Raw genomic sequence first — 13,757 nt, 5'->3', positions numbered from 1 at the left:
CGCGCGGCCCGTGAGGGGTCCGGGAGCCCCCGCTTCCGCGCGGCGCTCCCGGAGACGACGATGCCGACCCGCGCGCGAGGCGCGGGTCGGCATCGTCGTGGGAGACCGGGGCGTCAGGAGCGCCGGGCCTCGTCCTCGTCGCCGAGGGGCTCGCGGATCTCCGCGTCCTCCGGGTCGACCGGGTCGACCGCGAGCTGGAAGTGGTCGCCGTGCTGCTCGACGCCGTTGACGACGGCGTCGCGCATCATCTCGACCGCGACCTGGCGGCGCACGATGAGCGGATCCGTGCGCAGCTCCTTCCAGAGCGCGTAGCAGGCCACGAGCATCACGATCACGAACGGCAGCGACGCCACGACCGTGAGGTTCTGCAGGCCGGTGAGGGCCTCCGTGCCTCCCCCGCCGATGGCGAGCATGATCGCGGCGACCGCGCCCATGACGACGCCCCAGAAGATGACGACCTTGCGGCTCGGGTGGAGCGCGCCGCGCTGCGACAGCGTCCCCATCACGATCGACGCCGAGTCGGCGCCCGAGACGAAGAAGATCGCGACGAGCACCATCACGAGGATGGTGCTGACGCTGGCCAGCGGGTAGTGGTTGAGCAGCTGGAACAGCGTGTTGTCGCTCACCACGGCGCCGTCGACGGTCATGTCGCCGTCGGTCTGCTGCGCGTGGATCGCGGATCCGCCGAAGATCGAGAACCAGATGAGGGCCACGATGCTGGGCGCGAGGAGCACGCCGACCACGAACTCGCGGATGGTGCGGCCGCGGCTGATGCGCGCGATGAACATGCCGACGAACGGCGTCCACGAGATCCACCAGGCCCAGTAGAAGACGGTCCAGCTGGAGAGCCAGGCGCTCATCTCCTCGCCGCCGGTCGCCGCGGTGCGCGACGCCATCTCGGTCATGTCGCCGAGGTACGCGCCGAGCGTGGCGGGGATGAGGTTGAGGATGAGCAGCGTCGGGCCGACGACGAACACGAACACGGCCAGCACGACGGCCAGCACCATGTTGATGTTCGACAGCCACTGGATGCCCCGGGCGATGCCCGAGACGGCCGAGAAGATGAACGCGATCGTGAGCACGACGATGATGCCGATGAGGAGCGGGGCCGTGGCCTCGTCCACCCAGCCGTTGAACTCCAGGCCCGCGCCGATCTGCGTCGCGCCGATGCCGAGCGATGCCGCCGAGCCGAAGAGCGTGGCGAAGATCGCGAGCATGTCGATGACGCGGCCGGCCCAGCCCTCGGTGCGCTTCGTGCCGAGCAGCGGCTGGAAGATGGAGGAGAAGAGCTGCTTGCGTCCCTTGCGGAACGTGCCGTAGCCGATCGCGATTCCGGCGACCGCGTAGATCGCCCACGGGTGCAGGCCCCAGTGGAACATCGCGGTGGCCATGGCGGTGCGGATCGCCGCCTCCGACTCCGGCTGCGTGGTGCCGGGCGGCGGGGTGACGAAGAAGCTGAGCGGCTCGGCCGCGCCGAAGAACATCAGGCCGATGCCCATGCCCGCGCTGAACATCATCGCGATCCACGAGACCGTCTTGAACTGCGGCTTCTCGTCGTCGGCGCCGAGCTTGATGCGGCCGTAGCGGCTCGCGGCCAGCCAGATGACGAAGATCACGAAGAAGCTCGCGGCCAGCACGAACAGCCAGCCGGTCTTCTCGATGACCCAGCTCTGCGCGGAGCCCGAGATCGACGCGAGCCCGTCGGTGCTCACGATGCCCCAGACGACGAAGCCGACCGCGAGGACGGCCGTGACGCCGAAGACGAGACGGTCGATCTTCGGGTGCTCGGGCTCGTACAGGTCGACGGACCCGGTGAACCTGGCCTCGAGGAGGCGGTGGTCGGAGTGGTCGCGGCGCGGTGGCCGGGTGCCGTCGGGACCCGATCTGCGCTTCGGGACCAGACGGTCGAGGAGGCGTTCTGCGGACGTGCGCGGGGAGGTCATGGAGGGGATGGGCTCCTGTGGGCTCGATGGCGAGGGCATCGCCCGCAGGGGTCCCGCGAGCGACCGGGAGAGTCTAGGCGGAGGTCGCGGAATCGGTCGATTCGCCCGTCGGGCTTGCCATCGGCTATGAGGAGGGCTAGGAGCCGGTCGCGTCGCGGCCCGTCGGGAGGGTCGCGACCACGCGCGTGCCGTGGCCGAGGCGGCTCGCGATGCGGAGCCTCCCGCCGTGCGCCGTCACGGTCCGCTCGGCGATCGAGAGGCCGAGGCCGATCCCGGGGACGGCGCCGTCGCGCGCCGACTGCGCGCGAAAGAAGCGGTCGAACACGTGGGCCTGGTCCTCCTCGCTGAGGCCCACGCCCGTGTCGACGACGGAGATCACGGCGTCGTCCCCCTCGCGTGCGAGGACCACGTCGATCCGTCCGGACGGGGTGAAGAGGAGGGCGTTGGCGACGAGCGCCTCGACGACCTGCGTCAGCCGCTCCGCGTCGCCATCGAGCGTGATCCCCGGCTCGAGCCGCGCCTCGAGCACCAGACGGCGCTCGGCCGCGCGCGCCGCGGCCCGCCGCACGACCGCGTCGACCAGGGCCGTCACGTCGACCGGTCCACGACGGAGGGCGGGAGCGTGGTCGGCGCCCTCGAGGAGCGAGCCGATGATGCTCGACAGCTGCGCCACGTTCCGCTGGATCACGGCGATCTCGTCCTGGATGCCGAGCTCGGCGGGATCGTGCAGCTCGTCGAGCAGGTCGAGGTAGCCGACGATGCTGGTGAGCGGCGTCCGCAGCTCGTGCGACACGGTCGCCAGGAACTCGTCGCGCACCTGCACGGCCTGGGCGAGGTCGGTGACGTCGTAGGCGCCGAGCACCGTGCCCGTCAGCTGGCCGGGACGGCCGCCGATGGGCCGGACGGAGAGCACGAGGGCGCGCTGGTTGCCGGGCTCCCCCACCCAGTAGACGGGGCCGTGCACCTTGTCGGCGTACACCGCCTCCATCAGGACCTTGCCCTCGCGGGCCACGGGCGTCACGCGGTCGGATCCGTAGACGGAGGTCGCCATGCCCGTCTCGTGGTCGTACCCCGCGATGTCGAGGAGCGCGCGGACGGCCGCGTTGCGGATCACGGGACGGTCGTCGGCGTCGAAGAAGACGATGCCCACGTCGACGGCGTCCGCGACGTCGCGGATGGTCGCGGTCTGCTCGCGCGACTCGGCGAGGAGCCGTGCCTGGGCCGCGGTCGACTCCGCCAGCTCGCGCTGGTCGCGGCGCTGCGTCGCCGCGGCCTGCCCCGCCGCGGTGACCAGCAGGGCGGTGAGGAGGAGGCCGCCGACGAGGTCGGCCCAGCCGGCGCTCGTCGCGGGCAGCCCGCCGGCGCGGAGGACGGGGAAGACGGTGATCGCGAGCGCGCCCGCGACCGCGACCGGGACGCCGCCGGACGGGAATCCGAACACGAGCCAGAGGAGCGGGAAGATCACGAGCAGCGCCGCCGCGGGGAGGGAGGCGGCCGTCGCGTCGCGGATGAACGCGACCGCGAGCAGGTCGAGCGCAGGCACCGCGATCAGGACGGCCGACGGGATCCGGCTGGACGCGACCACGAGGGCGACGACGGAGCCGACGAGCACCATGGCGATGGCCGCCGCGTACCAGGCGTCGCGCTGGACGGCGGGCTCGACCACGGCGACGATGACCGCGACCACCGCGCAGCTGAGGAGGAACGGGATCTGCGCACGGGTGGATCCGCGCCGCCGCCGGTCGTCCGCGGAGATCCGGCCCACGGGGGCGGCAGGGGTCATGCGCTGTCCTCCTCCATCCGCCGTCGGGGGACGCCGTGGACCGAGCCTAGACCGGGCGACGCGGCGAGCCCCGTGCGCGTCGCCGCGGGGATCGCGTCGGGCCGTCCGCGGACAGCCCGCCGGGCCCTTGAGCCGAAGCCGGGTCCGGCTTGCGGGAAAGCTCGGGCGGACTTGCGGATCCCCAGCGGGTGGCTTGAGACCGCTCCGTCAGAGTGATGCATGTCGAAGGAAACACCGGTACGACACCGCGGGAGCGCTGCTGAAGCGCCGATGCAGGACCGGAGACGACCGACGGGACACCCACCCGCCGCCTCCCCATGAGCATGCGCAGCACACCGCGCGAAGAACAGGAATCCCCATGAACAAGATCGTCTCCGGTGCCGTCGCAGGTGCCGCCGGAATCGTCCTCCTCCTCGGCGGCGCCGGCAGCTTCGCGCTGTGGAACGCCAACGCCACGGTCGCCGCCTCCAGCGTCTCCTCCGGCAACCTGGCCATCGCCGCCGACACCGCGGGCGTCTGGACCGACATCACCAACGGCGGCAGCAAGGTCATCGACCCCTCCACCTACCGCATCGTCCCGGGCAACGTCCTGCAGTACACGAGCGCCCTGACCGTCACGGCGACCGGCGACTCGCTCGCCGCGGACCTCACCTACAACCCCGTCTCCATCACCGGCGACGCGGCGCTCAAGGCGGCCATCACCACGAAGCTCGACGTCACCTCGACCGACGCCAACATCACCCCCGCCAGCGCCGCGAACACCTTTACGGTCAAGCCCTCCACGGCCGCCTCCAAGGTGAACGTCGTCCTCACGGTGACCTTCCCCTCCACCGCGACGACCGGCCAGAACGGCTCGCTCTCCTTCGACAAGCTCGCCTTCACGCTCACGCAGCGCGCGATCTAGTCGCCGTACTCCCCTCCCCGCGGTGACGTCGCCCGCGGGGAGGGGGCTCCACCCACCACCCGCACCACCACCCGGAACGAGGACGCCATGCGCAGGAACGAGGCCCCCGCCCCGCGTCCCGCGCACGGTCGCCGTTCCGCGCGACCGGCCCGCCGCAGCCCCCTCCGGGCCGCCTGGCTCACCACCGGTCTCCTCACCGCCGTGGTCGTCGCCTCCCTCGCCGCGACCGGCGGCAGCTACGCCCTCTGGAACGGCGCCGCCAGCACGAAGCCCGCGAGCGTCACGAGCGGCACGAGCGGCCTCGTCGTCACCCAGCAGTCCGCCCTCGACTCCTCGAAGCTCCTCCCGGGGCAGGGCGCCATGGGCACCTTCACCGCGAAGAACACCGGGACGATAGCCTTGGACGTGGCCGTTTCCACCCGAGGCACCTCCTCCAACAGCGCCTTCCCGGGCGAGCTCTCGCTGCGCCTCGGCCCCGTCGCCACGGCGGCCGACTGCGTCCACGGCGCCACGACGTTCTCCGGCCGTCCCGGACAGGTGCACACGCCCAGCGGCTTCGTCCGCATCCAGCCCGGCGCCTCCGCGGTCGTCTGCACCGAGGTCCTGCTCGACACGGACGCGCCGCAGAGCGTGCAGGGATCCACCGCGCAGCTCACCTTCGCCCTCGTCGGCACGCAGGTGCAGCCGTGAGCCGCACCCGGCGTCCCTGGGGCCGCGCGCACGCCGCGCTCCTGGTGGGCCTCACCGTCCTCCTCGTCGGGATCGGCGCCACCGCCGGCCACGCGCTCTGGGCGTCATCGACCAGCACGAGCGCGAACGTCCAGAGCGCCACGGTCGCCGTGACCGAGAGCGGCTTCGACCGCCTCGCCGGCGAGCTCACGTCGCAGAACCCCACCCGCACCGCGACGGTCCTCGTCACCAACACGGGATCCACCCGCGACACGTGGACCGGCACGATGACGGCGCCCACCTCCTCGACGAACGACCAGTACTTCGCGCGCAACGTGCGCGTCGTCGCCTGGGCCGCGAGCGGCTCGAGCTGCACGGCCAGCACCTCCGTCGGCTCGGATGCCTCCACGGCCAACTGGGTGGCCCCGCCCACGCTCTCGGGCACGCTGTCCGCGGGCGCCTCCGTCATCTGGTGCGTGCGCACCACCGCGACCGCATTCCCGTCGGGATCCGCCTCCGTCACGGCCACGCTCACGACGGTGCTGGGATCCGGCAGCTGGACCGGCCGCGACACCGCGACCGCGAAGCAGACCACCCCGGGCCCCGCCGTCACGGGCGGCTTCCGATGCGAGCCGACCGACGGGAACTGGTACGTCTTCGTCGCCTGGGACACCTCCGTCGCGCCCTCCGACTCGAACTACGGCGTCATGGTGAACGGCACGCGCATCGCCACGTCGCAGGGCTCCTACGGCAAGGCCGCCATCACGCGCGACCAGGTGCCGTCCACGCTCGCGGCGGACGGCACGGTGCCCGTCTCGGTCGACCTCCTCGACGGCAACGGCGCGAAGGTCCGCCAGGTCGCGAACGGCACGGTCGTCGCCTTCCAACAGAGCGGCGCGCGCGGCTTCCGCTGCTCCTGATCCCCACCGACCCGACCCGGACGACAGACCATGCCCCGCCTCCTCCCCCGCCGACGCGCACGGCACGGCGACGCCCTCGGGCGCCCCGCGGACGACCTCGCCCCCGTCGAGCTCGAGGCCGGCACCCGGCCCCGCGGCGGCGTCACGCAGCTCGCCCGCTCGGCGGCCGTGGGGCTCAGCGTCGGGATCCTGCTGCTCGTCATCGCGCTCGCGGCCGTGCTGCTCGTGGTGCCGAAGGTCTCGGGATCCGTCCCGCTGACGATCCTCACGCAGTCGATGGAGCCGACGCTCCCGCCGGGCACGCTCATCGTGGTGCGGCCCGTGGACCCCGACGCGCTGGAGATCGGCGACGTCGCGACGTACCAGATCCGCTCGGGCGACCCTGCCGTCATCACCCACCGGATCACCGCCATCGCGTCCGCCTCCGACGGCACGCGATCCTTCACCTTCAAGGGCGACAACAACGCCTCCCCCGACTCGCTGCCCGTGACGCCCGGACAGATCCAGGGCGAGGTCTGGTACTCGGTGCCGCTCGTCGGCTGGGCGAACCAGGCCGTCAACGGGCAGGCGCGCAGCTGGATCATCCCCGCCGCGGCGGTCGCGCTCCTCGCCTACGCGGCGGTCACGATCATCACGGGCGCCGTGCAGACCCGGAAGAGGCGCACCGCGTCGGCCGCGGCGGACGTCGTGGCGGAGGGCGACCACGTGCACTCCGACGCGATGGCGGCGGGCGTCGCCGAGGCCGCCCGCGTGGATCCGTCGCACCCGGGCGTCGACGCGACCGAGCCTGCCCCGGCGGCCGTCCGCCTCCGGGGGCGCCACCGCGGCTGATCAGACGGGTCAGACGTGCCGGTGCTCGGGGCCCTCGTCGAAGAGGAGCACCGGGCGGCCGGCCTCCTCGCGCTCGACGACCAGCATCCAGTTGCGTCCCGAGGGCAGGATGCCTCGGCGGAGCTTCGCCGGCGACGGCACCCGCTCGAGCACGCCGTCCGGGAGAGTCCGTCCGGCCCCGCGCGACTCGGGGATCCGGGCGCCGGTGCACCACGCGACGCGCCACGCGCATCCGTCACCCAGTCGTGCGGCCACCTCGTCGCGCGACAGCACGCCGTACGGTCCATGTCCCATGCTCCGAGGCTCCCAGCCGCGCCTGATCCGGCGCGCGATCCGCCCCCACCCGGACGACGGACGGCCCGGCCGCTCCCCGCGTGAGGGAGCGGCCGGGCCGGGAGTCGTGCCGCGTCGCGGGTCAGCGCCCGGAGCGGCGCTTGCTGTAGACGTCGAAGGCGACCGCGAGGAGCAGCACCAGGCCCTTGATGACCTGCTGCCACGCCGCGTCCACCGACAGGATCGACAGGCCCTGGTTGAGCACTCCCATCACGAGGCCGCCGATGACCGCGCCGACCACCGTGCCGACGCCGCCCTGGACGGCCGCGCCGCCGATGAACACCGCGGCGATGGCGTCGAGCTCGAAGCTCTGGCCGGCCGAGGCGACCGCGGATCCGGCGCGCGCGGTGCTGACGACGCCCGCGAGCCCGGCGAGCAGGCCCATGTTCACGAAGATGAAGAAGTTGACCCAGCGGGTCTTGACGCCCGACATCATCGCGGCGAACAGGTTGCCGCCCATCGCGTAGACGTGCCGGCCGAACACCGTGCGCGTGAGGAGGAACGAGTAGAGCAGCACGAGCGTCGCCAGGATGATCAGGATGATCGGCGTCCCGCGGTTGTAGGCCAGCAGGTAGCAGAGGTACATGATCGCGAAGACGGCGATGGCGGTGCGGATCCAGAACGAGATCGCCCGCTCGCGCGGCAGCTCGAGCTTGCGCAGCGTCGCGCGGGTGCGCAGCTGCTGCACCACGAGCGCGACCGACACGAGCGCGCCGATCCCGAGCGTGAGGAGGTCGGGCGCTCCGGTGGTCGGCAGGTTGCCGGATCCGATGGAGTTGAACTCCGCCGGGAGCCCCGAGATCGTGCCGCCCGTGAGGAGCACGAGCGCGACGCCGCGGAACACGAGCATGCCGGCGAGCGTGACGATGAACGCCGGGATGCCGACGAACGCGACCCAGAAGCCCTGCCACGCGCCGATCAGCGCGCCGACCACGAGCGACAGCACGACCGCGGTCCCCCACGGCAGCCCCCACTCGTTCATGCTGAGCGCGGCCACGGCGCCCACGGTCGCGACCACCGAGCCCACCGACAGGTCGATGTGGCCCGCGATGATCACGATGACCATGCCCATCGCGAGGATCAGCACGTACGCGTTCTGCTGGATGAGGTTCGCGACGTTGCCCGGGTAGAGCAGCCGCCCCTCGGTGAGGACCTGGAACAGCAGGATGATGACGGCCAGCGCCGCGAGGATCCCGTACTGGCGGAGGTCGATCCGTCGGCGCGGGCGCTTCTTGATCCCGTCCGGCGTGGGCACGTTCGGCGCGGTGGCCTGCTCGGGCATGACGGTCACTGGTCGACTCCTGACTTCCGGCTGGCGGTCATGTGCCGCATCAGCTCCTCCTGTGTCGCGTCGGCCCGGGAGACCTCCGCGGTGAGCCGCCCCTCGGCGATCGTGTAGATCCGGTCCGAGAGGCCGATGAGCTCGGGCAGCTCGGAGGAGATGACGATGACCGCCTTCCCCTCGGCCGCGAGCTGGTTGATGATGCTGTAGATCTCGTACTTCGCCCCCACGTCGATGCCGCGCGTGGGCTCGTCGAGGATGAGGACGTCGGGACCCGAGTAGATCCACTTGCTGAGGACGACCTTCTGCTGGTTGCCGCCGGACAGCTTGCCGACCACCCCCGCGACGTCGGGCGTCTTGATGTTCATCTTCTTGCGGTAGTCGTCGGCGACCGCGTACTCGCGGTGCCGGTCGATCACGCCGAGCTTGACGAGCTTGGAGAGGGCGGCGGCCGAGACGTTCACCGTGATGCTGCCGATGAGGTTCAGCCCGTAGCGCTTCCGGTCCTCCGTCGCGTAGGCGATGCCGTTCTTGATGGCCTCGCTCACGGTGCGGGTGCGGATCTCCTTCCCGTCCTTGAAGATCCGGCCGGAGATGCCCGTGCCGTACGAGCGCCCGAAGATGCTCATCGCGAGCTCCGTGCGGCCCGCGCCCATGAGGCCCGCGAACCCGACGACCTCGCCCGCGCGGACGTGGAACGACGCGTCGTCGACGACGACGCGGTCGACGTCGACGGGGTGGTGCACGGTCCAGCCCTCGACGCGGAGCTTCTCCTCGCCGATGCGCGGATCCCGCGGAGGGAACTGCGCGTCGAGCGGTCGGCCGACCATGGCGCGGATGATGCGCGTCTCGATCTCGTCCGAGTCGGTGACCGGGAACGTCTCGATGGTCTTCCCGTCGCGGATGACGGTGACGTCGTCCGCGATGGCCCGGATCTCGTTGAGCTTGTGGCTGATGATGATGCTCGTGATGCCGTCGTCGCGCAGCAGGCGGATGAGGCCGAGCAGGTGCGCCGAGTCGTCGTCGTTGAGCGCCGCGGTCGGCTCGTCGAGGATCAGGAGCTTCACCTCCTTGGAGAGCGCCTTCGCGATCTCCACGAGCTGCTGCTTTCCCACGCCGAGCTCGAGCACGCGCGTCGCCGGGTTCTCGTCGAGCCCCACGCGCTTCAGCAGCTTGACGGCCTCGAGGTTCGTCTTGTTCCAGTCGATGACGCCGCCGCGCGACATCTCGTTGCCGAGGAAGATGTTCTCCGCGATGGAGAGGTAGGGGCTGAGCGCGAGCTCCTGGTGGATGATGACCACCCCGTCGCGCTCGCTGTCGTTGATGGATCCGTAGCGGACCTCGCGGCCGTCGATCGTGATGGTGCCCTCGTACGAGCCGTGCGGGTACACGCCGCTGAGCACCTTCATCAGCGTCGACTTGCCCGCGCCGTTCTCGCCGCAGATGGCGTGCACCTCGCCGCGGCGGACGGTGACGTCCACGCCGTCGAGGGCGCGCACGCCCGTGAACTCCTTGACGATGCCGGTCATCTGCAGGATGACGTCGTCCATTGCTGCTCCTGGTTCCCGTTCGGGTCGGTGGCGCGCGCCCTGTCGGCGCGCGCCGGGTGGAGACGGATGCGCGGCCGACGGGCGCCCGGCGTGGTGCCGGGCGCCCGTCGGCCGCGATGACGGCTAGAGGCCGACGTCGGACGCCTTGAGGAAGCCGGAGTCGATGAGGACCGACTGCACGTCGTCCTTCACGACCACCTGCGGGTCGAGGAGGAACGACGGGACGACCTTGTTGCCGTTGTCGTACGACTTGGTGTCGTTGACCGTGACCTCGTCGCCCTTCACGATCTCGCCGATCATCTTCTGGACCTGGTCGCCGAGCGCCCGGGTGTCCTTCCAGACGGTCATGGACTGCTTGTCCTGGAGGATCGCCTGCACGTTCGCCTTGTCGGCGTCCTGGCCGGTGATGACGGGCCAGTCGGCGCCGGGCGCGTAGCCGGCGCTCGCGAGCGACGCCTCGATGCCGAGCGCGAGGCTGTCGTTGGGCGAGAGCACGACCTGGACCTTCTGGCCGCCCGTGTAGAAGGACTGCAGGCGGTTGTCCATCTCGGCCTGCGCGTCGTCGGATCCCCAGCCGAGGATGCCGATGGCCTGCCAGTCGGCGCTCGTCGCGGGCGACTTGCCCGAGGGCACGGTCAGCTTGCCGCTCTCGACGTAGGGCTGGAGCACGTCCCACGCGCCGCCGAAGAAGAAGCCGGCGTTGTTGTCGTCGGGGCTGCCGGCGAAGGGCTCGAGCGTGAAGGGCCCGGCCGCGTTGTCGAGGTCGAGCGTGTCCTTGATGAACTCGCCCTGCAGCGTGCCGACCTTGTAGTTGTCGAAGGTCGCGTAGTAGTCGACCGCGTCCGTGCCGTTGATGAGGCGGTCGTAGGCGATGACCGTGACGCCCTGGCTCTTCGCGTCCTCGAGGGCCGGGCCGAGGGTCTTGCCGTCGACGGCCGCGACCACGAGGATCTTCGCCCCGCCCGCGACCTGGTTCTGGATCTGGCTGATCTGCGCGTCGGTCTTGTTGTCGGCGTACTGGAGGTCGACGGTGCAGTCGTCGCCCTCGAGCTTGGTCTTGAGGCCCTCGCCGTCGTTGATCCAGCGCTCGAGGCTGCGGGTCGGCATCGAGATGCCGACGTTGCACTCGGTGCCACCGGCGGCGGCGCCGCCGTCGCCCGAGCCGGTGTTCGTGGCGCCCTGGGGCGCACAGGCGGTCATGCCGACGGCGACGCCGGCGAGGAGGAGGAGGGAGCTGATCTTTCGTGCGTTACGTCCGGATGCCATGGGGGCGGGTCCTCTCGGTGGCCCGTCCGGGTCGCGCGGGCACCGGGCAGTCGCGTCCTCGCGAGGGCCGTGGTGCTCCGACGCGTCCTCGGGTCGGGTGCTGGTGCGGTGAGTGCTGGTGGTGGTGCGGGTTCGGTGCGGGGCGACCCTCGGCGGAGCGGCCGGGTCGCGGCGGTCCGTGCGTTTGTCGTCGGTCAGAACTTATCCATTTCCGCAGCCGCCGATACTGCTTCCGGCAGACGTTATCCAAGCGTTACCGGCGGTGTCCCGCGGATGGGGGCGGAGGGACGGGAGGCGGCTCAGCCCCGGCCGGGGCGGGCAGCCGGCGGCAGCAGGCCGAGCTCCATCGCGAGCGTGACCGCGCGGGTCCGGTCGCCGACGCCGAGCTTCTCGAAGACGTGCAGCAGGTGCGTCTTCACGGTCGCGGGGGTCACATGCAGCTCGAGGGCGATGCGCGCGTTGGTGCGGCCGGCGGCCACGAGCGCGAGCACCTCGGTCTCGCGCGGGCTGAGGGTCGGCGTCAGGGGCGCGGGCTCGGCGGCGGGGCGCGCCACCTGGCGGACCAGCGCGGCGGCGATCGCGGGCGCGAGGGCCACGTCACCGCGGGCCACCGCGCGGACGCCGGCGAGGATCTCCTCCTCGGGCGCCGCCTTCAGCAGGTAGCCGCTCGCGCCCGCCTCGATGGCGGTGAGGATGCTGGCATCGGTCTCGTAGGTCGTGAGCACCAGGACGCGCACGTCCGGCGCCTCCTCGCGGATCCGGGCGGTCGCGCCGACGCCGTCGAGCCCGGGCATGCGCAGGTCCATGAGGACGACGTCGGGGCGCTCCGCGAGGGCCAGCGCGACCGCCGCGTCGCCGTCGGCCGCCTGGCCGACGACGTCGATGTCGTCGGCGGACGCGAGCAGCGCGGCGAGGCCGGCGCGGACGACGGGGTGGTCGTCGACGACGGCGACGCGGACGGACGGGGGCGTCATGCGCGGGCCCGGGTCGGGGTCGCGGCGGGGGCCGGGGTCGACGCGGGCGTCGGGCCTGCGCCGCGCGGATCGACGTGGGCCGCCGCGGGCGCCACGTGCGCGGGGATGCGAGCAGTGAGCCGCGTGCCGTCGGGGCCGCTCGCGACGTCGAGGCGCCCGCCTGCCGCGTCGAGCCGGCGGCGCATGCCGTCGAGGCCGTAGCCGCCGGATGCGCGGGCAGGGTCGAACCCGCGCCCGTCGTCGCGGATCGCGAGCACGGCGTCGCCGCCGTCGCGCTCCAGGAGCAGCTCCACGGCGGAGGCGCCCGCGTGGCGGCGCACGTTCGCGAGGCCCTCCTGGGCGCAGCGGAGGAGGACGACCTCGGCGTCGCGGTCGACGGATCCGACGCCCGCATCGGCGCGCACCTCGACGGGGATGCCCGCCTCGCGCTCCAGGCGCGCGCCCAGCCGCGCGAGCGCCTGACCGAGTCCGTCCGTCAGCTCGACGGGCGCCGTGGCCGCGACGATCGCGCGGGTCTGCGTCAGCGCATCCCGCGCGCCGTCCTCGAGCTGGGCCAGGGTCCGGTCCGTGGCGTCCGTCTCGCCGCCGCGGAGCTCGCGCCGGCCGCGCTGCGCGAGCATCACGAGGCCGGTGAGGTCCTGCGCGACGGTGTCGTGGATGTCCGCCGACAGCCGCTCCCGCTCGCGGGCGGTCCCCGCCTCACGACCGAGCTCCTCGACCTGCGCCTGCGCCGCCCGCAGGCCCTCCAGGAGCTGCAGGCGCTCGCGGCTGAGGTCGGCGATCCGCGTGATCCAGAGCCCGAGCGCGATGGTGCCGCCGAGGCTGAGCCCCTGCGACAGGGCCATGGTCGGGAGGGCGCCCGGCAGGTCGCCGAAGCCGACCACGAAGCCCACGGCGATGGATCCGGTGAGCACGAGGGTCCCGATGACGGCGTCGCGCACCCGGTCGAGGAGCAGCCAGACGAGCGGGCAGAGCACGCACTGCACGACGGCGAACGTCGACAGGCTCGCGACGCCCCAGGTGGCGGCGGGGATGACGAGCGCGAGGAAGACCACCGCCGACGGCTCCGGGGGCAGCCGGGCCTCCGTGGCGGACGCCGCCGCGGAGGCCTCGAGCGCACGACGGCCCACCAGGAGGTACAGGGCGGTCATGGCGGCGATCGCGCCCCACGCGGCCCATCCGGCGTCCCCGCGCGAGCCGATGGCGAGCAGCACCAGCACCGCCATGGTCACCCCGTAGGCGAGGTGGACGGTGCGGACCGGGATCATCCCCTGAGCCTGCCATCCCGTCCGGTGGTCGCGC

General features: G+C 72.3%; 12 protein-coding genes. 4 read left to right on the top strand and 8 right to left on the bottom strand.

Features of this window, described 5'->3' with window-relative positions; genetic code table 11:
• Positions 1-113 precede the first annotated feature (113 nt).
• Positions 114-1,943 (bottom strand): BCCT family transporter, encoded by a 1,830-nt coding sequence (locus tag JOE38_RS01275; RefSeq protein WP_204574517.1) that lies wholly within the window; start codon positions 1,941-1,943, stop codon positions 114-116.
• A 136-nt stretch (positions 1,944-2,079) separates the two neighbouring features.
• Entirely contained in the window at positions 2,080-3,726 is a 1,647-nt protein-coding gene (locus JOE38_RS01270; RefSeq protein ID WP_204574516.1) for a sensor histidine kinase, read from the bottom strand.
• A 358-nt stretch (positions 3,727-4,084) separates the two neighbouring features.
• Here JOE38_RS01270 and JOE38_RS01265 point away from each other — a divergent pair, with 358 nt between their 5' ends.
• The 4 genes from JOE38_RS01265 (at position 4,085) to JOE38_RS01250 (ending at position 7,050) form a co-directional block, all read left to right on the top strand.
• Positions 4,085-4,630 carry an alternate-type signal peptide domain-containing protein gene (locus JOE38_RS01265; RefSeq protein WP_204574515.1) on the top strand — a complete coding sequence of 182 codons (546 nt, stop codon included), beginning with the start codon at positions 4,085-4,087 and terminating at the stop codon, positions 4,628-4,630.
• Positions 4,631-4,717: 87 nt separating this feature from the next.
• Positions 4,718-5,320, top strand: a complete 603-nt coding sequence (locus JOE38_RS01260; RefSeq protein WP_204574514.1) for a TasA family protein — start codon at positions 4,718-4,720, stop codon at positions 5,318-5,320.
• Complete coding sequence (locus JOE38_RS01255) at positions 5,317-6,219, top strand: hypothetical protein (RefSeq protein ID WP_204574513.1); 903 nt, start codon at positions 5,317-5,319, stop codon at positions 6,217-6,219. The genes JOE38_RS01260 and JOE38_RS01255 overlap by 4 nt, the downstream gene beginning before the upstream one ends.
• Before the next feature lie 30 nt (positions 6,220-6,249).
• A complete protein-coding gene (locus tag JOE38_RS01250; protein ID WP_204574512.1) occupies positions 6,250-7,050 on the top strand; it encodes a signal peptidase I in 801 nt (266 codons plus the stop codon).
• Between the two features lie 9 nt (positions 7,051-7,059).
• On the opposite strand, the gene JOE38_RS01245 is transcribed toward JOE38_RS01250, so the two are convergent.
• The 6 genes from JOE38_RS01245 to JOE38_RS01220 form a co-directional block, all read right to left on the bottom strand.
• Positions 7,060-7,344, bottom strand: a complete 285-nt coding sequence (locus tag JOE38_RS01245; RefSeq protein WP_204574511.1) for a hypothetical protein — start codon at positions 7,342-7,344, stop codon at positions 7,060-7,062.
• Positions 7,345-7,465: 121 nt separating this feature from the next.
• On the bottom strand, positions 7,466-8,674 hold the full coding sequence (gene mmsB / locus JOE38_RS01240; RefSeq protein ID WP_094171152.1) for a multiple monosaccharide ABC transporter permease: 1,209 nt from the start codon (positions 8,672-8,674) through the stop codon (positions 7,466-7,468).
• The gene (gene mmsA, locus JOE38_RS01235) at positions 8,671-10,215 is read right to left on the bottom strand and encodes a multiple monosaccharide ABC transporter ATP-binding protein (RefSeq protein ID WP_204574510.1); all 1,545 of its coding nucleotides are present in this window, start codon (positions 10,213-10,215) and stop codon (positions 8,671-8,673) included. The genes mmsB and mmsA overlap by 4 nt, the downstream gene beginning before the upstream one ends.
• A gap of 123 nt (positions 10,216-10,338) precedes the next feature.
• Positions 10,339-11,481: a substrate-binding domain-containing protein gene (locus JOE38_RS01230; protein ID WP_204574509.1), complete on the bottom strand. Its 1,143-nt coding sequence runs from the start codon at positions 11,479-11,481 to the stop codon at positions 10,339-10,341.
• A gap of 299 nt (positions 11,482-11,780) precedes the next feature.
• Positions 11,781-12,455: a response regulator transcription factor gene (locus JOE38_RS01225; protein ID WP_204574508.1), complete on the bottom strand. Its 675-nt coding sequence runs from the start codon at positions 12,453-12,455 to the stop codon at positions 11,781-11,783.
• Entirely contained in the window at positions 12,452-13,723 is a 1,272-nt protein-coding gene (locus JOE38_RS01220; protein WP_239544722.1) for a sensor histidine kinase, read from the bottom strand. The genes JOE38_RS01225 and JOE38_RS01220 overlap by 4 nt, the downstream gene beginning before the upstream one ends.
• Positions 13,724-13,757: the final 34 nt, after the last annotated feature.

Source organism: Clavibacter michiganensis, from assembly GCF_016907085.1.
Lineage (GTDB): Bacteria > Actinomycetota > Actinomycetes > Actinomycetales > Microbacteriaceae > Clavibacter > Clavibacter michiganensis_O.
The sequence above is the reverse complement of the archived record's forward strand: the minus strand, read 5'-3'. Positions and strand labels throughout refer to the sequence as shown.